Source organism: Thermophilibacter sp. ET337 (assembly GCF_024733715.1).
Classification (GTDB): Bacteria; Actinomycetota; Coriobacteriia; order Coriobacteriales; family Atopobiaceae; genus Thermophilibacter.
On sequence record NZ_JANRHO010000001.1, the window covers coordinates 389,808 to 406,085 of the forward strand.

Sequence of the window (16,278 nt, forward strand, 5' to 3'; positions counted from 1 at the left end):
TGCCAAGGAAGCTCCTCGTAGCCGACCGCTGACAACATGCTCCTCACCCCTCACTCGGACCTCTCGCTGGGTCTATTTACTTCTCGTAGCCTCAATTAGCGGAAGTGAATCAGATTTCACTTCCGCTAATTGATATCTATGGAAGCAAGGCTCTTACGCCACCTGGTGCCGCCTGAAGGAGAATGCCGCCAGAGGCGTTGACACGAGGGCGAGCAGGGCGTAGACCGCGACCACCATGCCGATCAGGTCGAGCACCAACGGGCCCAGTGGGTAGGACTCGAGCGCCGAGAAGGGCACGCTGAAGTTGGCGAAGTTGAGCGGGAAGAGGGCGAGCACGCGCTCGAGGATCCCGACGCCGCCCGACGGGACTAGCCCCGTGAGCAGGACGAGCACCACGTCCGTCAGGAAGACCGCGAGGGTCGAGCTCATGCGCGAGGACAGGGCGAGCGTGAGGCACGCGAAGCCCAGGCACACGACGTACATGAGGCCCACCAGGACGAGCGCCGCCTGGCCCGCCGTGAGCGGGTAGGGCGAGGAGAGCGCCATGCTCTGGATGGAGAGCCCAAAGCCGTCCGCCCCGTAGAAGACAAGCGAGAACCCCACGATGATGGCGGAGCAGAGCAAGAGGTACGCCGTCGCGTAGGCGAGCCCCGCCACGACCTTGGCGGCAACGAGCGTCGAGCGGCCCCGCCTCGTGGCAAGCACCACCGCGTCCGCGCCGGACTGGTACTCGAAGGAGAACGTGGGCGCCAGCGTCACGCACACCGCCAGGATCGAGAAGACGAGAAACGCCGCGCAGTTGACGACGTTGTCCCAGCCGCCCGAGTAGCCGTATGCGACGGGCTCCGGAACGGAGGCTCGCATCTCGGTCCAGTAGGCGCGCTCCGCCTCGGAGTACTCCCACATGCCACCCTGCCCTACGTCGAGGGCGTCCTGCGTCAGCTCGGAGACGGCGCCGTACCAGTCCGCCGCCATCTCGGGCGTCACGCGCGCCGCCGTCTGGGCCGGCTCCTCGCCCGAGACGCGCCACGGCCTCAGCAGCCAGCTCCAGTACGGGTTGTAGAGCTCGTAGACCTCCTCGTCGGAGAAGCTCTGGAACATGAGGTCATAGACGGCCGAGCCCGTCATCTGGGTCACCTCGTCGCGGTCAAGGCGCGAGAAGAGGCGCTCCTGGTAGGCGGCGATGTCCGCCGCGGCGCGCTCGACGGTGACGGGCCCGGCGTGCTTCTCGGCCTCTGCGCGCATCTGCGCGATGGCGTCTGTGCCCGAGATGATCGCACCCGTGGCGTCCGTCGTCTTGGTCTGCACCACGTTGAGCGCCATGATGGCCACAAGGAACACGATCACGCCGACGTTGGCCGCGAGCGCCGTGCGCCGCGCGAGCATCTTCTTGAGCTCGAACAGGATGAGCCTAGCCATGACGTTCCTCCTTCATATGGGCGCCGCGGCGGCCACGCGGGGCCTGCTGCCGGGAGGCGTGCGCGTCGTCGCGGAACACGTACAGGTAGAGGTCCTCGAGGGTGGGATCGGCTGGCACGGAGCCCGCGATCTGCGGCTGGTCTGCGACGTAGCGCACGAGGGCGCTCCCGCCGTCGAGGTGGCGCACGTTGCTCGCGCAGAGCCTGGCCTCGAGCGCCTCGGCCTGGCCGGCGGGGACGACGGCCTCCCACACCCTTCCCCTCGCCTCGGCCACGAGACCGGCGGGTGCGCCCGAGAGGACGACGGAGCCCGCGCGCATCACGAGAATCTCGTCGGCGATGCACTCCACGTCCGAGACGATGTGCGTGGAGAGTAGGACGATCTTGTCCTGGGCGAAGCCGGCGATGAGGTTTCTGAAGCGCACGCGCTCCTTGGGGTCGAGCCCGGCCGTGGGCTCGTCGAGCACGAGGACCTCGGGGTCGTTGAGGACGGCCTGCGCGATGCCGAGGCGCTGGCGCATGCCGCCGGAGAAGGTCCGGATGCGGCGGCGCTCCTCGCCGCCGAGGCCCACGCGCTCCAGCAGGGCGAGCGAGCGGTCGCGCGCGTCGCGCCGGCCGAGGCCCTTGAGGGCGGCCATGTACTCCATGAAGTCGAGCGCCGTGAACTCAGGGCAGTAGCCGAAGTCCTGCGGCAGGTAGCCGAGAAGGGCGCGGTAGGCGTCGCCCATGCGCGCGACGGGCGCGCCGTCGTAGCGCACCTCGCCCGAGGTGGGGTGCAGCACCCCGCAGATCATCCTCATGAGCGTGGTCTTGCCGGCGCCGTTGGCGCCGAGCAGGCCGTAGACGCCGGGTCCGAGCGTCGCGCTCACGCGGTCCACGGCGATCTTGGACCCGAACTCCCGGGTCAGCCGGTCGAGCGTCAGTTCCATGCTGGATTTCCTCTCTGGTAGTCGGTCTTACGGTGGGGTCGCTAGAGCGCGCCTGCGGACGCGGGCGCGTCGGCGAAGCCGGACGCCGCCGCGCGCAGCCACGCGCGGGCCTGCGCCGCGGCGAAGGCGAGGGCCGCCGCCGCAGCCGCCCACCAGGCGAGCGCCGCCGCCGGGCCGAAGGCCGCCGGACAGAGGGTGCGCGCGAGGGCGCAGGCGGCGCACACCCCGGCCGCCGCGGAGACGGCAGCGACGGTCGCGTCAGGGCTCGCCGCGCGGCGGGCGGCGAGAAGCCCCGCCCCGAGGGCGGCGAGGTAGGGCGCGAGGCCCTGGGCGAGCACGGCCCAGGGCGTGCCTCCGACTGGCTCCGCGAACGCGGCAAGCAGGGCGAGGGCGAGGGCGTCTGCGCAGCAGAGCACGAGCCCCCGGGCGCACGCCGCGGCCTGGGCGTTCACCGGGCATGACGCCTCGAGTTCGGCCATGCCGCAGGAGCGCGAGCGCGTGACGCCTGCGAGCGAGGCGAGCGCGAGCGCCGCTCCGAGGGCTGCCGCGACCGTCCCGACGCCGATCCCGGAGAGGGCGCACGGCACGGCGAGAAGTACGAGCGCCGCGTGCAGCGCCCACGCCCCCGCCCCGATGCGGCGGGCCTGCCCGGCGACGACCTCGGCCGCCCGCGGCCGGGAGGGCCGGTCCATCTCTGCCGCGACCGCCTCCACGAGCGCGCGGGGCACGGCGGCGTCGGTGCCGCGCAGCGCCCGGTAGTGGTCTCGCAGCGCCTCCTCGAGGGCACGCTTTTCTCGCCTTCTCATCGTGTGCCTCCCCACTCGTTCGTCGAAGCGTCCAGGTCCGCCCGTAGCGCCTCGAGCCCAGACGACAGGGCGCGCGCCGCAGCGAACCTGCTCATGCCCAGCACGGCGCCCACCTCGCCGACCGTGAGGCCCTCGCCGTACCTGAGCTCGAGCGCCTCGCGCTGGGCGCGGGGCAGCCGCGCGAGGGCCGAGGCCAGGTCGCGGCGATCGTCCGCCTCGCCCGGGTCGCCCCCGCCGGAAAGCTCCTCCGGGAGCTCCGCCCACGAGGACGCGCGGTCGCGCGCCATGTCGGCGCAGACGTTGCGGGCGATGGTGACGAGGTAGGCGCGGGCGCGGCCCCGCTCCCGGTAGCGCGAGCGGGCGCGGACGAAGCGCAGGAACGTCTCCTGGGCGGCGTCCTCGGCAAGCCCCGCCGGCGCATGCCTGCGGCAGTACCGCAGCACGTCCGCATAGTGCTCGCTCACGAGGCGCTCCGCCTCCTCCGTCCGCCCGTTCTTCTCGCCCACGACGCCACCTCCCTCTATCCCTATTAACGCAGCGACGCCCCCGGATGAGCGGTCGGATTGATTTTTCTTTGCCTGTCGGATGACAAAAGGCCGCCCTTTGGGCGGCCTCGAGTGGCGAGAGATGTTTGGCAGAGTCCGCGTGGTGCGGACTACAGCGCAGCGGCAATCTTGGAGAAGGGCTTTATCTTCCTGAGCTCGGGCTCGATCTTGCGTCGGGCCACCTCGATGTCGTACTCCGCCTGCGCACGCAGCCAGTACCCGTCAGACAGGCCAAAGAAGCGACAGAGCCTCAGGTCAGTGTCGGCAGTTACGGAGCGGCGTCCCAACACGATCTGTCCGATGCGCTGCGCGGGTATGCCCGTCTCCTTGGCAAGACGGTACTGCGAGATGCCCATGGGCACGAGGAACTCGTCGCGCAGCAGTTCGCCTGGAGTAATGGGGGCAACCATCTCTCCCTCGTGAACAGGCTCAGTGATAGTCGACGATTTCGACACCCTCGGCACCTCCCTCGACCCATCGAAAACAGACTCGGAACTGGTCGTTGATGCGAATGCTGAATTTCCCAGCTCTATCTCCGCTCAGCGCCTCGAGACGATTTCCCGGCGGTATTCTGAGGTCAGACAGCTCGTTTGCGATTTGCAGCTGGCGAATCTTTCTCAGTGCAACACGCTCGAACGCCACGAACCGTGCAACGCGAAATCCCGACGAGAGCCGCTCGGTATCCTTGTCTGCAAATGACCTAATCATAGTATCGCCTCGCGTTACTATTGTCAATGTCAATTTCGGAACCACAGCTCGTGTGGTAGATTCATTGTATAAGAACACATGTTCGTGTCAAGGGAGCTACATGAGGAGAGAGACACCGAAGGGCGGCACTGCTGACCGCATCCGTCACGAGCTCGAAGCACTCGCCGACCCCGCGTATCGGGACTTCCAGGCGAAGCTCGTGCCGACCGTCGACCCTGCGCGCATCCTTGGCGTGCGCACACCGGCGCTGCGCGACTACGCCCGCAGGCTCGCACGCGAGCGACCCGAAGAGGCGCGCGCGTTCCTCGCGGCGCTCCCGCACGAGACCTACGACGAGAATAACCTGCACGGCGCGCTCATCGGCCGGATGGCGAAGACGCCCGCCGAGGCGTTCGAGCTCCTCGACGCCTTTCTCCCTCACGTTGACAACTGGGCGACCTGCGACCTCATCCGCGTCCCCGCCTTCAGGCGCGACCTTCCGGCGGCACTCGAGCGCATCCGCGGATGGGTTGCCGCGGAGCCGGAGTACACGGTGCGCTTTGGAGTGGTCCAGCTCATGACGCTCTTCCTGGATGACGCCTTCGAGCCCGAACACCTCGCGCTTGTCGCCGGCATCAACCGTCCTGAGTACTATGTCAACATGGCGCGCGCCTGGTACTTCTCGTTTGCCCTCATCAAGCAGCCCGCGGCGACGCTGCCCCTCTTCGAGCGGAGGCCGACCGCCCTCGACCCCTGGACGCGCAACAAGGCGCTCCAGAAGGCCCGCGAGAGCCGCCGCATCACACCTGAGCGGAAGGCGTACCTGCAGTCGCTCAAGGTGTGACGCGAGACGGGGGCAGAGGCGCTCCCCTCGTCCTCATAGTGGACGACGAGGCCGACATCGCCGACTTGCTCGAGTCGTACTTCAGGCTCGAGGGGTATCGTACGCTCGTGGCGCGCGACGCCGCGGGCGCGGTCGAGCGGGCGGCGGTCGCGGGCGAGCTGCGTCCTCACGCGGGCGCCGAGGACCTCGAGCGAGAAGGGCTTGGTCACGTAGTCGTCGCCGCCCTCGTCGGCGCCGGCGCGGCAGCCTACGCTGCCGTGAGGCGCCGGGAGGCCGCGAGGTAGGGTCGCGCGCCGAGCAACGGATCTTTGCGCGGCTACTCTCCGGAGACCTCTCGCTGCACGCGCTTCGGCAGCTTGGAAAAGACAAGCTCGTAGCTCATGTCGCAGAGGCCGAGCACGAGATCCTCGGACAGGTCGGCGTCAAGGTCGATGGAGACCCATGTGCGCCCGTCCGAGTAGTATCCGGGCAGCACCGCGCCCGGGTGCTCGGCGCGCAGCTCCAGGATGCGGTCCGGGTCGCACTTGAGCGAGAGCAGGTGGCGCCCCGCGTAGGGTGGCTTGGCGTCGGGCGAGGCAGTGAACTCGCAGGCGAACTGCCTGCCGCCCACCCAGTAGACCATCCAGCCCCACTTCTCGTGGAGGGCCTTGGTGGCGCCGGGGAGCGAGATAAGGCGGGCGTCTATGCACGAGAAATCCATGGCGTGCCTCCTTTGGATGAGCTCGCGACTATTCTTACACACGGTACTCTCTCATTCGTGTGTGATACAATTGCAATACACATTGGAGGTGAGAAGATGGCCGCGCACTCCACAGTAGCAAGGGAGCCAAGAACCGCCGTCTCACTGCGACTCCCGCCGGAGCTCGTGAGTGCGGTCGAACAGTTTGCTTCTGAGCACCACTTGAGCAAAACCGATGCGTTTCTCCATTTTCTGAACAAAGGCATGGAGTCCGAGAACAGCGAACAAGAGAATGCCACCCTCGCCCGCATAGAGCAGAAGGTATCCGAGACGCTTCGGTTAATCCAGGGACGACAAGGCATCACTAACGACAAGCAGCTCGTTGTCGATAAGATACGAGAGGTGTGTTCGCGCTTCCCCGCCATCGAGCGCGCCTACCTCTTCGGCTCGTTCGCACGAGGCACATACTCCGATAAAAGCGACATTGACATCCGACTTGACATCGGTACATCTCGCTCGTTCAACCTTCGTGACCTCGAGCACTTCTCCAAGCAGATCGAGCAGCTCACGGGCCGATCCGCCGACGTGGTGACTGCCAGAACGATAAAGAACACCGCGCTGCGGGAGGCCATCGAGCGAGATAAGGAGCTGATCTATGAGCGCAAAGCCGAACGATCTCGGTAGGATACAGGCTTACAAGCTACATTACCTGCAATAATATGCTACGTATTTCCAAGATCCTCGGAGGGACTTACTTGGCCAAGACCCTGTACCTCATCGGCGGCCCTATGGGCGTGGGCAAGACCGTCGTCTGCCGCGAGCTCAACCGGATGCTGCCCGCCTCCGTCATGCTCGACGGGGACTGGTGCTGGTGCGCCGACCCGTTCCAGGTGACCCCGGAGACCAAGCGCATGGTGCTCGACAACATCTGCCACCTGCTCGGCAACTTCCTGCGCTGCAGCACATACGAGAACGTCATCCTCTGCTGGGTCATGCACGAGCGCGCGATCATTGACGAGTTGCTCGGGAGGCTGCCTATCGAGGAGTGCGGCGCCAAGGTCCGGGCCGTCTCCCTGGTTGCCCGCGAGGACGAGCTACGCCGCCGCATCGAGGGGGACGTTCGCGCGGGCTTGCGCGACGCAGAGGCGGTGGCACGCTCGCTCTCCTATCTCCCGCGCTATCGCAACCTCGACACAGAGCTCATAGACACCACCGGTCTCACGCCGCATGAGGTCGCCGCGCGCATCGTCGCATCCAACGGATAAACGCTCATCTGGCGTTGTGTACACTCTCCGGCGATGTGCGCACTTCTCGCCAGCTCGTCTACCTGCGGTTTTGCCGAGAAGGACCTTGGGGACAGTGTACACAACGCCGGAGAGTGCGCACAACGCCGAAACGCACTGCTGGGTTGATCACGCGCACGCGTGGATCGCGTCGCGCAGGAACTGCGCGGCACCCGGGGCCACCTTCTCGTAGTAGGAGCGGAACCGCTCGTCGGAGACGTAGCCGTCGGCCAGGCCCTTGTGCGCCTCGGAGGTGTAGAGCCCGTCCGGCCAGTACATGCGCAGCCAGTGGCCGTGCATCGCCACGAGTCTGCGGGCCTCCGGACCGGCCGGGTCGCCAGCCTCCATCGCGCGTCGCAGCTGCTCGTTGATGGCAAGCGCCAGCTCCTCTGCCTGCAGGTGCGCTGCCTCGCCCATCGCCGCGTACTTCTCGTTGGCGGCGTCTACCACCTCGCTGCCGTAAGCGGCCCGGACCTCCGCACCGTAGGCCTCCTCGTTCTCGGCGACCTCGCGCCAGCGCTTGAGGTGCGGCAGCAGCGTGGCCATGAGCGAGACCGCCTCGTCCAGCGAGACGCCGAGGGCCTTGGCCTCCATCGGCGCCGTGGCCTCGATGAACTCGTCCATCGTCATGCCCTTGGCGGTGAAGTCTCCGTGGTCGTAGCAGAACTTGCAGAAGTCCGCGCTCTTGGAGCCGTCGGCCTCGGTGCCGTGCATCTCCTCGTCGGGGATGGGCATGCTGCAGCACTGGCAGTAGTAGCTCATGGGCATGTCAAAGAAGCGCTCGAGCGGCACGCCAAAGGTGACGCAGATGAGCTTGACCATGTCGATCCCGGGGGTCGTCTCGCCCTGCTCCCAGCGAGACACTGCCTGCCTCGTCACGTAGAGCCTGCGCGCCATCTCCTCCTGCGTGATGCCCGCCTCCCTGCGGATGGCGGCGATGACGTCCTTGATGGCCATGGGTTCCCTCCTTGCTCGGGTTTCTCGGTAGGGTCATTGTCACCGGGCGGGCGACGCCGCACAAGAAACAGCCCGTTGCGCGGCCGCGCGGCAGCTCTACGGCGACGCGTGAGGGTATGTACAGCCGCCCTTGAGGGTATGTACACGTTCCGACTCGACCGTCCTTCTCGCCTGAGGCTCTGAGCTGCGGGGATGCGAGAAGAGGTGAGAGGCCGGGTGTACATACCCTTACGCGGCGGTGTACATACCCTCACGTGCGCACAACGCCGGGCCCCGCGCCTGTGCTACGATGCACCCGACCCATCGGGTCTCTGACGAGGGCAGCCGTACCAGAATCGCAAAGACGGCGCATCACTGCAGCGCATAATCTGGGAGGTTGCCATGGATTGGGTCATCTTGGTCGTGTCTGGCGCGATGGAGGCCGTGTGGGCCCAAGCCCTCGACCGCTCCGAGGGCTTTACGCAGCCCGTCCCCACGATCGTGTTCATCGCCGCCCTCGCGGCGAGCATGCTCGGGCTGAGCCACGCCGTACGCACGATTCCGCTGGGCACCGCCTACGCCGTCTGGGTGGGCATCGGCGCCGCGCTCACGGTGGCATGGGGCGTCGCCTCCGGCGCGGAGTCGTTCTCGTGGCCAAAGGCGCTGCTGATCGCGGGCCTCGTGGCGTGCGTCGTCGGCCTCAAGCTGGTGGGGGAGACGCACTAGAGCCGCACGAACATGCGACGGGAATCGCTCGCCAGGCGCTGGAACCCAAAGTGGGCGTAGAAGCCCTCCGCACGCTCGTCAGCCGGATCGACAACAAGCGCCCGCGATGCAACGATGCGCGCGTTCTTTGAGTCAGGCGTCGTTGTCGCTGTTGCCAGAGCAAAACCCGCTCACGTCGTCATTTTCGAGAAGCGGGCGGATGCGACGAAACGCTAGTCCTCCCATGAGAACTCGCGATCGAGCAGCTCATGGGTGGCTGCGGGGACGGCAGAGTCAAGGGCGCTCGCAAAGCGCGCGTAGTCATCTGCAGAGAGGTACGTCACGCTCTCGTCGCTCACCTTCCTGCGGACCTCAAATGGAAAGCCGCCGCACTCGTTGAACATGTGGACGAAGACCTTGATGGCGGCGGATGGCGTCAGGCCCAGGGCAGCGGTGTTCCTGACGAAGGCCTCCTTCTCCTCAGCGCTCAGCTTGGTGTTGAGCGACGTCATTGTCGTTGCCATGGGATCTCCCTCAGTCGCTCAGAATCTGCCGTTTGGTTCATTTTTTACTACGTTAGACCACATTGTAGTCCTGTGACAGCAGCACGCGGGAGCACTCGCGAACGCAGAGCAGGTAGTACAGGGCGAGAAGAACGAGCGTGCCCAAAACCGAGCAGCCCGCGATGGCGAGAAACACCTCGTCGGGCACGCCGCGCGCGAGCTGGCGCACCAGCGTGAGGCCAAAGCAGTCGTGCGCCACGGCGAGCGCCGCGGGCAGCGCGAAGGCGACGCCCACCTGAGCCCGCACGGCGCCGCGTGCCTCCCGCGCGTCCGCCCCGAGCGCGGCAAGCGTGGCGTAGGCGCGCCTGCCGTCCGCGGCCTGGCTCACCTGCTGGAGCGCGATCACCGCCGCGGCGGCGACGAGGAACGCCTCCCCGTAGAAGATTCCCACGTAGCCGATGGGCGCGAGCGACGCCTCCGAGAGCGCGCCCGGGTCCGCGAGCCCCGCCGCGCGCTGCCCGACCGAGAACAGGAGCCCCGCGCAAATCATGCAGACCGCGCATGCCACGAGCACGCAGGTGCACGAGAGCGCCTGGCACCCCGTGGACACGTGCCCCTCCACCTGTCTCAGCGTGAAGGCGCGCAGCCCCTCCCAATAGCGGGCACTCCGGCGCATGCCGCTGGGGATGCCCGTCGCCACCAGGCGAAAGACGAGCGACGTCGCCACATAGGCGGCCCATCCCATCGGCAGGATCGCGAGCACGAAGAGCCCGGGCTGGAGCGCGCACGAGCCCCACACCACGGCGAGAAGGACCACGGCGAGCACCGCCTGCGCCCGCGTCACGCCGCGGCGCCCGGCGAGGGCGAGCCGCTCCGGGGCGCGGTCCCGCCCGAGGAGCTCCACGAGCGGACGGCGCAGCACGTCCACCACGGAGAGCATGACGGCGAGGCCCTCGATCCCGGCGAACCACGCGCAGGCGTCGAGCGCCGCCGCGGGCGAGAAGGACCAAGCGAGCCGCCACGGCACGCCAAAGACGAACGCCGCCACCGCGCCGAAGGCCGGCGAGGCGGCAAGGCCGAGCGCGAGCCCCGCCGCCAGCGCGACGAGCCCCACGATCGCGCCCTCCGCCGCGAGTATTGCCGCGAGCGCGGGCGCGCGCATGCCGAGCAGCGCGTACGTCCCGAACTCCCGCGAGCGACGTCGCACGATGAAGCGGGTCGCGCAGGCCACGAGCACGGCGAAGACCAACACCACGAAGACGGAGAAGGCGCCCGTGACGTCGCGCGCCTTGTGGATGACCTCGAGCTGCGGGCTCGTGAGCGGCATCGCCAGGAGATAGTCTCCCGAGGCGTTGAACGAGTAGAGCAGGCACGCGGCAAAAGCGAGCGTGACCAGGTAGACCGAGTAGTCGCGCGCGCAGCGAGAGACGTTGCCGAGCGCGACGCGCAGGATGGCGGGCATGTGCGCTCCTTCCGGGCGGCGTATGGACGGTGCGGTGCCATCGTCCTTCTCGGCGGCCTGGCGCGCCATGGCGCGGGCTTATGGGGCTCTAACGGTTTCGCAAGGTTTGGAGCCGGGGCGCTGAGGGGCGCTCAATGGGCGGTTCAATGAGGGCCCCTGGTGACTACCATTCGGACAATGACGCGACCATTCGGGCGTGAGGCGTTGCGTCGTGTGCCGATTGCCTGCGAAATTATATTCGTAGATACATTTTTGACTGCGGGGGGGGGGTCGTCTCATTCCCCGCGCGCGTGGGGAGGTCTCATGGGACGGACTTCGCGGGGCTTTGGCTGGTTTCTCGCGTGCCTGCTGGCGTGCGTCGTCGCGCTCGGCGCGGCGCCGGGAGTGGCGCGGGCGGAGGAGATTGCTTCGGGCCGGGTTGACGAGGAGGGCAAGCTTACCTGGACGCTCGACAATGCCGGCGAGCTCGTCATCGAGGGCCCGGGCCCGATGCCGGACTTCGGGTCTTCGGGAAGTGCTCTAGTAATCTCAACTCCGTGGTCAGTCTATTCACACGAGGTTACGAGCGTGACCGTCGGCGGCGGCGTGATCTCGGTGGGGGAGTATGCGTTTAACGGGATGTACAACCTCGTCAGCGCCGACCTCGAGGAGGGAGTGACGTCGATAGGGGAGGATGCATTCGATGGTTGCCGGTCGCTCACGTCCGTGGAACTGCCCTCGACGCTCGAGTCCATAGGCGTAGGTGCGTTCTCCGGCTGCCGAGTGGTACCACGATGCAGTGGACTGGGCGGTCACGAGCGGCGCGATCCTGGGCTACGGCGACGGGACCTTCGGGCCGGGCAACACCCTGACCCGCGCCGAGATGGCGACCATCCTCTGCCGCCTTGCCGGCGAGCCCGAGGCGGACCTCGAGGGGCTCCCGTCCGACGTGCCTGCCGGCGAGTGGTACGCCAACGGCGTCGCCTGGGCGCTCGCCGAGGGCGTCTTCAGCGGCAACGGCGACGGGTCCTTCTCGCCCTCCGGCGCCATCACCCGAGAGCAGGCCGCGTGCGTGCTCTACAACCGCGCCGCGGCCGCGGGCGAGGACGTCTCCGCCCGTGCCGACCTCTCGTCCTTCTCCGACGTCGGCGACCTCTCCGCCTGGGCCCGCGACGCCATGAGCTGGGCCGTCGCCGAGGGCGTCTTCGGCGGCGGCGCCACAGGCCTCGAGCCCGGCGCGCCCTGACCCGCTCCGAGGGCGCGGCCATCCTCTGGAACTGGGAGACCCGCGGGTAGGGGAACGTCAGCCAGGCACGACCCCCGGGGGCGCCGGGCCGACAGCGGCCCGGCGCCCCTCCTCTTGCGCGGCCCGCGCCTCATGGCCGCGCGTCCTTCTCGCCCCTGTTTCGCTTTCTCTGGCCAGGGCACGATTCTTCTCCGGGGCGTCGCGCTTTCCGGGGCCGTGGCACGCCGCCCAGGGCCGCGCGCCGCCGCCGGGCGGGATGCGCGCGTCCGCGTCGCGCCACGACTCGCGATTCCGCAACGTTTCCGGTGTCTGCGGGCCCTTCGTGGCGCTCGCGACCCGTCTGCCGCTGCGCCCGCCTGCCCTGGCCGCATTATTCGCAACGCCGCCTCGCGCCGCCGTGCCCTGGCCCCAAAACTCGCAACGCGTCTGCGCCGCCACCCGCAACCGGCTCCCGTCCCCTTCGCCTGCGGCGCTTAATCGTCCTCGCCCATCGCACGGACGCTCTTCTCGGCGCTTAACGATTGCCGCGCATCGCAGCGGCTCGCGGTCGAAGGGGGCCCGCCTCGCGCGATAGGCGGGAATCGTTAAGCGCGACGGCGCTCCCGTGCGCGACGCCCGCCGATCCGTAAGCAACCGCGCCCCGCTCCGCGCGATGCGCGGCAAAGACTAAGTGCCCTACGGCACATCCGCGCGATACGCGGGGATCCGTAAGCGGCCTCACCCCATCGACGCGCCCTCGCCGCCCCGCGCGTGGCAACCGGCAAGCGCCTTAGGAAAGGTTTAGCAATCGGTTCATGCGCGGTTATGGGGCCCGACCCTAGGCTTGGTCAAAACCACGTCAGGGGAGGCCCCATGAGCACGATGCGCATCGCGCCGAGAAGATACGTCAGTCGCAGGAGGGCGCGCCGCGTGCCGCTTGTTCTTGGAGTCGCCGGGGTGTTGGTGGTCGCGCTCGCCGTCATCACCTGGTTTGCGACGACCTCTGTGACAAGCGGGCCAGGACAGGCGGGAAATACGACGCCAGCCCACTCCACACCGCGCGCGGACTGGCGCGCCGGCGAGACCCCCTTCCTCTATCAGACCGACCCGCAGTGGGCGGACCATCCCTATGCCGGCGGCACCATCGAGAAGAACGGGTGCGGCCCCACGTGCCTCTCGATGGTCTACGTGGTGCTCACCGGGCGAGGCGACCTCGACCCCGCTGCCATGGCGGACTTTGCCGAGCGTGGGGGCTACGCGGTCGACGGGATGACGGCATGGGCCCTCATGACCGAGGGCGCGGCGGGGCTGGGGCTCGCGTCGGAGGAGCTGCCCGCCTCGCCGGGCTCCGTGCGCGAGGCGCTTCTCGCCGGCAGTCCCGTCATCTGCAGCGTGGGCCCGGGAGACTTCACCACCACGGGGCACTTCATCGTGCTGGCAGGCCTGACCGAGGACGGCGAGGTCGTCGTGCACGACCCCAACAGCGCCGAGCGCAGCGGGCGTGCCTGGGATCTCGAGCGCGTGCTCGGTCAGTGCCTGAACCTCTGGGCGTTCTCAGCGTGAGGTCGGCAGCTCCACGGTGAAGGTCGTGCGACCGTTCTCGCTCGCGGCGGAGATGGTGCCGCCGTGCAGCCGCACGATCTCGCGGGCGATCGCAAGGCCGAGGCCGGCGCCGCCGGTGGCGCTCCCGCGGGACTCGTCCAGCCGGAAGAAGCGGTCGAAGATCGCCCGGAGCTTGTGGGAGGGGATGGTCGCGCCCGTGTCGGAGACGGTGACGATGACGCGGCCCTCCTCCGTTGTCGCCTTGATCTCCACGGGCGTGCCCTCGTCGCTGTAGGCGATGGCGTTGCGCAGCAGGTTGCCAAAGACGCGCGCGAGCCGCGCGGCGTCTGCGGTGATCTCGAGCGGCTCGCCGGGCTCCTCGACGGTCCGGGCCGTGCCCGCCACCGTCACCTGCGCCACGTTGCCGTGGGCCGAGAGCGCCGGGTAGAACTCGTCGGCGAGCTGGACGAGGAGCCCGGCGAGGTCCACGGGCGCGAGCTCCAGCTCGATGTTGCTGAGGCTGTAGCGCGTGATGTCAAAGAACTCGTTCACCAGGCGCTCGAGCCGGCACGCCTTGTCGAGCGCGACGCCCGTGTAGCGGACGCGCTGCGCCTCGGGCATGTCCGGCACCTCGTCAAGCAGCGAAAGGTAGCCGATCACCGAGGTCAGCGGCGTCTTGAGGTCGTGCGCGAGGTAGGTCACGAGGTCGCTTCTGCGCGCGGACTCGTCGGCGAGCCGGCGCTCGCGCTCGGCGGCGGAGCGCTTGGCGTCGGCGGCGACGAGCGCGAGCTCCTCCCAGCCGGGCGGGAACGCCTCGTGGGCCTCGAGGTCGTGGGCGAGAAAGACGCGCATCAGCTCGGCGGCGCGGGTGCGCTCCTCTTGGCGGGCGCGTCGGGCGGAGAGGACGGAAGCCACCGCACAGCCCACGGCGAGAAGCACAATGCCGCAGATGCCGAGCTGCATAAAGAAGTACTTGATGCCAGTGACGTCCAGCACCATCTCCGGCCAGATGCCAAATTCGTTCAGGTTGTTGAGGTTCAGGATCTGAGGGGCCAGCCAGTCCATGAACGAGCCGTTCCAGGCCTTGTCCACAAAGCCGAAGACTGTGCTGAACGCCGCCGACGCAACCAGAATCGCGCCCGCCACCATCGCGACGGTCAAGATTATTGGCCGCGCCCCGCCGCTCTCCTCGCTAGTGCTCAATCTTGTACCCCAATCCCCAGACGGTCTTGATGTAGCGCGGGTCCTCGAAGGAGTCGCCCATCTTCTCGCGCAGGTGACGCACGTGCACGGTGATGGAGCCCGAGCCGCGCTCGTAGTACTCGTCGCCAAAGATGCGCTGGTAGAGCTCGCGGGCGGAGACGACCGCGCCGTCCGCCTCGAGCAGGATCCGAAGCAGGGAGAACTCCGTCGGCGTGAGGGCGAGCGGGCGCTCGTTGAGGGTCGCCTCGTGGGCCGGCACGTCGAGCACAAGGCCGCGACACGTGATGATGCCGTCGCGCTGACGCCCCTCGGTCGCGGCGGCGTTGTAGGTGGTATAGCGCCTGAGCTGCGCCTTCACGCGCGCCACGAGCTCAAGCGGCAGGAAGGGCTTGGTCACGTAGTCGTCCGCGCCCAGGGTGAGGCCGGCGATCTTGTCCGCCTGCTCCCCGCGGGCCGTGAGCATGATCACCGGATAGCTGTGGTGCCCGCGGATGGCTCGGCAGACCTCGAGGCCGCTTGCGCCGGGCAACATGACGTCGAGCACCGCGAGGTCTATCCGCGGCGCGGCGTCGTCCGTCACCCGCTCGATCGCCGCGGCGCCGTCCCCGAGCGCCTCCACCTCGAGACCCTCCGCCTCGAGGTAGATGCGCACGAGCTCGCAGATCTCCGGCTCGTCGTCCACCACCAGCACCCGTGCGCCCATGCGCCCTCCTCTCATGTCCGCCACAAGGATACGCGAGAGGCGAGCGGCGGTTCCTAAGGTTTGCTTAAGGGCGCACGGGAGTCGTGCTAGATTGTGGGGAGTCCCCGACGAGAAGGAGGCCCGCATGCCCGTCGTTCACACCTATTGCTCCGAGCCCATCTCCGATGCTGCCCGCGAGGCGCTGAAGGTTGCCTACGGCAAGGCCATCGAGGCCGTTCCCGGCAAGTCCGAGGCCTGGCTCATGTGCGTCTTCAACGACGAGACGCCGATCTACTTCGCCGGTGATGACTCCGAGCCCTCCGCCTACGTCGAGGTCGGCGTGTTCGCGCGCTCCGAGGTGCCCGCCTCCGCGTGGAAGCGCTTCACCGAGGAGGTCACGCCCGTCATCTCGCGTGAACTGGGCGTGGACCCCTCGCGCCTCTACATCCGCTACGACTCGACGGCCAACTTTGGCTGGAACGGTGCGAACTTCTGATGGGGGAGCCCGCGCTCGACGACGCCGCGCGCCTGGCGGCGTTTGACGCCTTCGCCGAAGACGTGCGCGCTGAGCTCGCGTCGACCAAGGCCCGCATGGACGAGCTCGCCACGGACGGCAAGGTGAAGACGGCGACCTATCGCCAGCTCTTCGCCGCGCGCATCACGCTCAAGGAGATCGACGCGCGCCTCACGGAGCGTGGGCTGTAGCCCCTGGGCCGCGGATTCGTCTGCAAAAGTCCGCTTCAGTCCATATTGCGGGGCCGCTCGAAACAAAACGCGCCTTCGATCCATGACATTTTGGGGGTCGCGAGGCCAGCCGGACGACGTTTTCCCAGTTGGCGCAAAATTGGCT

The 16,278-nt window shown here is 68.1% G+C and carries 21 protein-coding genes and 1 pseudogene; 10 read left to right on the forward strand and 12 right to left on the reverse strand.

Annotated features, from left to right (window positions below; translation table 11 throughout):
* Nucleotides 1–153: 153 nt before the first annotated feature.
* The 6 genes from NW198_RS01750 to NW198_RS01775 form a co-directional block, all read right to left on the reverse strand.
* Entirely contained in the window at nucleotides 154–1,419 is a 1,266-nt protein-coding gene (locus NW198_RS01750) for an ABC transporter permease (RefSeq protein WP_258339768.1), read from the reverse strand.
* The gene (locus NW198_RS01755) at nucleotides 1,412–2,347 is read right to left on the reverse strand and encodes an ABC transporter ATP-binding protein (protein ID WP_258339769.1); all 936 of its coding nucleotides are present in this window, start codon (nucleotides 2,345–2,347) and stop codon (nucleotides 1,412–1,414) included. Before NW198_RS01755 ends, NW198_RS01750 begins: the two co-directional genes overlap by 8 nt.
* Nucleotides 2,348–2,388: 41 nt before the next feature.
* On the reverse strand, nucleotides 2,389–3,153 hold the full coding sequence (locus NW198_RS01760; protein WP_258339770.1) for a hypothetical protein: 765 nt from the start codon (nucleotides 3,151–3,153) through the stop codon (nucleotides 2,389–2,391).
* Entirely contained in the window at nucleotides 3,150–3,659 is a 510-nt protein-coding gene (locus NW198_RS01765; protein ID WP_258339771.1) for an RNA polymerase sigma factor, read from the reverse strand. The genes NW198_RS01760 and NW198_RS01765 overlap by 4 nt, the downstream gene beginning before the upstream one ends.
* 149 nt (nucleotides 3,660–3,808) lie before the next feature.
* Nucleotides 3,809–4,108 (reverse strand): HigA family addiction module antitoxin, encoded by a 300-nt coding sequence (locus NW198_RS01770; protein WP_258339772.1) that lies wholly within the window; start codon nucleotides 4,106–4,108, stop codon nucleotides 3,809–3,811.
* Between the two features lie 19 nt (nucleotides 4,109–4,127).
* The gene (locus tag NW198_RS01775) at nucleotides 4,128–4,406 is read right to left on the reverse strand and encodes a type II toxin-antitoxin system RelE/ParE family toxin (RefSeq protein WP_258339773.1); all 279 of its coding nucleotides are present in this window, start codon (nucleotides 4,404–4,406) and stop codon (nucleotides 4,128–4,130) included.
* Nucleotides 4,407–4,506: 100 nt separating this feature from the next.
* Here NW198_RS01775 and NW198_RS01780 point away from each other — a divergent pair, with 100 nt between their 5' ends.
* Both NW198_RS01780 and NW198_RS01785 read left to right on the forward strand, forming a co-directional pair.
* On the forward strand, nucleotides 4,507–5,229 hold the full coding sequence (locus NW198_RS01780) for a DNA alkylation repair protein (RefSeq protein WP_258339774.1): 723 nt from the start codon (nucleotides 4,507–4,509) through the stop codon (nucleotides 5,227–5,229).
* A 38-nt stretch (nucleotides 5,230–5,267) separates the two neighbouring features.
* Nucleotides 5,268–5,513, forward strand: coding sequence for a hypothetical protein (locus tag NW198_RS01785; protein WP_158094529.1), 246 nt, complete (start codon nucleotides 5,268–5,270; stop codon nucleotides 5,511–5,513).
* 32 nt (nucleotides 5,514–5,545) lie between these two features.
* On the opposite strand, the gene NW198_RS01790 is transcribed toward NW198_RS01785, so the two are convergent.
* The gene (locus NW198_RS01790; protein ID WP_258339775.1) at nucleotides 5,546–5,929 is read right to left on the reverse strand and encodes an MmcQ/YjbR family DNA-binding protein; all 384 of its coding nucleotides are present in this window, start codon (nucleotides 5,927–5,929) and stop codon (nucleotides 5,546–5,548) included.
* Between the two features lie 96 nt (nucleotides 5,930–6,025).
* On the opposite strand from NW198_RS01790, the gene NW198_RS01795 reads away from it, so the two are divergent.
* Both NW198_RS01795 and NW198_RS01800 read left to right on the forward strand, forming a co-directional pair.
* On the forward strand, nucleotides 6,026–6,592 hold the full coding sequence (locus NW198_RS01795; RefSeq protein WP_258339776.1) for a nucleotidyltransferase family protein: 567 nt from the start codon (nucleotides 6,026–6,028) through the stop codon (nucleotides 6,590–6,592).
* A 71-nt stretch (nucleotides 6,593–6,663) separates the two neighbouring features.
* A complete protein-coding gene (locus NW198_RS01800) occupies nucleotides 6,664–7,173 on the forward strand; it encodes an AAA family ATPase (RefSeq protein WP_087313169.1) in 510 nt (169 codons plus the stop codon).
* Between the two features lie 147 nt (nucleotides 7,174–7,320).
* Here the strand turns inward: NW198_RS01800 and NW198_RS01805 are convergent, their stop codons facing one another.
* Nucleotides 7,321–8,148 carry a TipAS antibiotic-recognition domain-containing protein gene (locus NW198_RS01805; protein WP_258339777.1) on the reverse strand — a complete coding sequence of 276 codons (828 nt, stop codon included), beginning with the start codon at nucleotides 8,146–8,148 and terminating at the stop codon, nucleotides 7,321–7,323.
* A gap of 381 nt (nucleotides 8,149–8,529) precedes the next feature.
* Here NW198_RS01805 and NW198_RS01810 point away from each other — a divergent pair, with 381 nt between their 5' ends.
* Entirely contained in the window at nucleotides 8,530–8,853 is a 324-nt protein-coding gene (locus NW198_RS01810) for a multidrug efflux SMR transporter (RefSeq protein WP_087313167.1), read from the forward strand.
* A 212-nt stretch (nucleotides 8,854–9,065) separates the two neighbouring features.
* Here the strand turns inward: NW198_RS01810 and NW198_RS01815 are convergent, their stop codons facing one another.
* Nucleotides 9,066–9,356, reverse strand: a complete 291-nt coding sequence (locus NW198_RS01815) for a type II toxin-antitoxin system RelB/DinJ family antitoxin (protein ID WP_143786101.1) — start codon at nucleotides 9,354–9,356, stop codon at nucleotides 9,066–9,068.
* Between the two features lie 52 nt (nucleotides 9,357–9,408).
* The gene (locus tag NW198_RS01820) at nucleotides 9,409–10,797 is read right to left on the reverse strand and encodes an FtsX-like permease family protein (RefSeq protein ID WP_258339778.1); all 1,389 of its coding nucleotides are present in this window, start codon (nucleotides 10,795–10,797) and stop codon (nucleotides 9,409–9,411) included.
* Nucleotides 10,798–11,286: 489 nt separating this feature from the next.
* Here NW198_RS01820 and NW198_RS09645 point away from each other — a divergent pair.
* The 3 genes and pseudogenes from NW198_RS09645 to NW198_RS01830 form a co-directional block, all read left to right on the forward strand.
* Nucleotides 11,287–11,499 (forward strand): annotated as a pseudogene (locus tag NW198_RS09645) (leucine-rich repeat protein); the annotation flags it as partial.
* Between the two features lie 40 nt (nucleotides 11,500–11,539).
* Complete coding sequence (locus tag NW198_RS01825) at nucleotides 11,540–12,022, forward strand: S-layer homology domain-containing protein (protein ID WP_258339779.1); 483 nt, start codon at nucleotides 11,540–11,542, stop codon at nucleotides 12,020–12,022.
* A gap of 852 nt (nucleotides 12,023–12,874) precedes the next feature.
* Nucleotides 12,875–13,564 carry a C39 family peptidase gene (locus NW198_RS01830; protein ID WP_258339780.1) on the forward strand — a complete coding sequence of 230 codons (690 nt, stop codon included), beginning with the start codon at nucleotides 12,875–12,877 and terminating at the stop codon, nucleotides 13,562–13,564.
* On the opposite strand, the gene NW198_RS01835 is transcribed toward NW198_RS01830, so the two are convergent.
* Together NW198_RS01835 and NW198_RS01840 are read right to left on the reverse strand one after the other, a co-directional pair.
* Nucleotides 13,556–14,746, reverse strand: coding sequence for a cell wall metabolism sensor histidine kinase WalK (locus tag NW198_RS01835; RefSeq protein ID WP_258339781.1), 1,191 nt, complete (start codon nucleotides 14,744–14,746; stop codon nucleotides 13,556–13,558). The genes NW198_RS01830 and NW198_RS01835 overlap by 9 nt on opposite strands.
* A complete protein-coding gene (locus NW198_RS01840) occupies nucleotides 14,736–15,449 on the reverse strand; it encodes a response regulator transcription factor (protein ID WP_087316823.1) in 714 nt (237 codons plus the stop codon). The genes NW198_RS01835 and NW198_RS01840 overlap by 11 nt, the downstream gene beginning before the upstream one ends.
* A 124-nt stretch (nucleotides 15,450–15,573) precedes the next feature.
* On the opposite strand from NW198_RS01840, the gene NW198_RS01845 reads away from it, so the two are divergent.
* Both NW198_RS01845 and NW198_RS01850 read left to right on the forward strand, forming a co-directional pair.
* Nucleotides 15,574–15,924: a hypothetical protein gene (locus NW198_RS01845; protein ID WP_087316821.1), complete on the forward strand. Its 351-nt coding sequence runs from the start codon at nucleotides 15,574–15,576 to the stop codon at nucleotides 15,922–15,924.
* A complete protein-coding gene (locus NW198_RS01850) occupies nucleotides 15,924–16,133 on the forward strand; it encodes a hypothetical protein (RefSeq protein ID WP_087316819.1) in 210 nt (69 codons plus the stop codon). Before NW198_RS01845 ends, NW198_RS01850 begins: the two co-directional genes overlap by 1 nt.
* Nucleotides 16,134–16,278 lie beyond the last annotated feature (145 nt).

Bases quoted from the DNA above. Each gene is read 5' to 3' on its own strand.
- NW198_RS01805 (WP_258339777.1), bottom strand. From the start codon at position 8,148: ATGGCCATCAAGGACGTCATCGCCGCCATCCGCAGGGAGGCGGGCATC.
- NW198_RS01790 (WP_258339775.1), bottom strand. From the start codon at position 5,929: ATGGATTTCTCGTGCATAGACGCCCGCCTTATCTCGCTCCCCGGCGCC.
- NW198_RS01815 (WP_143786101.1), bottom strand. From the start codon at position 9,356: ATGGCAACGACAATGACGTCGCTCAACACCAAGCTGAGCGCTGAGGAG.
- NW198_RS01795 (WP_258339776.1), top strand. From the start codon at position 6,026: ATGGCCGCGCACTCCACAGTAGCAAGGGAGCCAAGAACCGCCGTCTCA.
- NW198_RS01750 (WP_258339768.1), bottom strand. From the start codon at position 1,419: ATGGCTAGGCTCATCCTGTTCGAGCTCAAGAAGATGCTCGCGCGGCGC.
- NW198_RS01760 (WP_258339770.1), bottom strand. From the start codon at position 3,153: ATGAGAAGGCGAGAAAAGCGTGCCCTCGAGGAGGCGCTGCGAGACCAC.
- NW198_RS01840 (WP_087316823.1), bottom strand. From the start codon at position 15,449: ATGGGCGCACGGGTGCTGGTGGTGGACGACGAGCCGGAGATCTGCGAG.
- NW198_RS01775 (WP_258339773.1), bottom strand. From the start codon at position 4,406: ATGATTAGGTCATTTGCAGACAAGGATACCGAGCGGCTCTCGTCGGGA.
- NW198_RS01780 (WP_258339774.1), top strand. From the start codon at position 4,507: ATGAGGAGAGAGACACCGAAGGGCGGCACTGCTGACCGCATCCGTCAC.
- NW198_RS01820 (WP_258339778.1), bottom strand. From the start codon at position 10,797: ATGCCCGCCATCCTGCGCGTCGCGCTCGGCAACGTCTCTCGCTGCGCG.
- NW198_RS01770 (WP_258339772.1), bottom strand. From the start codon at position 4,108: ATGGTTGCCCCCATTACTCCAGGCGAACTGCTGCGCGACGAGTTCCTC.
- NW198_RS01810 (WP_087313167.1), top strand. From the start codon at position 8,530: ATGGATTGGGTCATCTTGGTCGTGTCTGGCGCGATGGAGGCCGTGTGG.
- NW198_RS01755 (WP_258339769.1), bottom strand. From the start codon at position 2,347: ATGGAACTGACGCTCGACCGGCTGACCCGGGAGTTCGGGTCCAAGATC.
- NW198_RS01850 (WP_087316819.1), top strand. From the start codon at position 15,924: ATGGGGGAGCCCGCGCTCGACGACGCCGCGCGCCTGGCGGCGTTTGAC.
- NW198_RS01845 (WP_087316821.1), top strand. From the start codon at position 15,574: ATGCCCGTCGTTCACACCTATTGCTCCGAGCCCATCTCCGATGCTGCC.
- NW198_RS01830 (WP_258339780.1), top strand. From the start codon at position 12,875: ATGAGCACGATGCGCATCGCGCCGAGAAGATACGTCAGTCGCAGGAGG.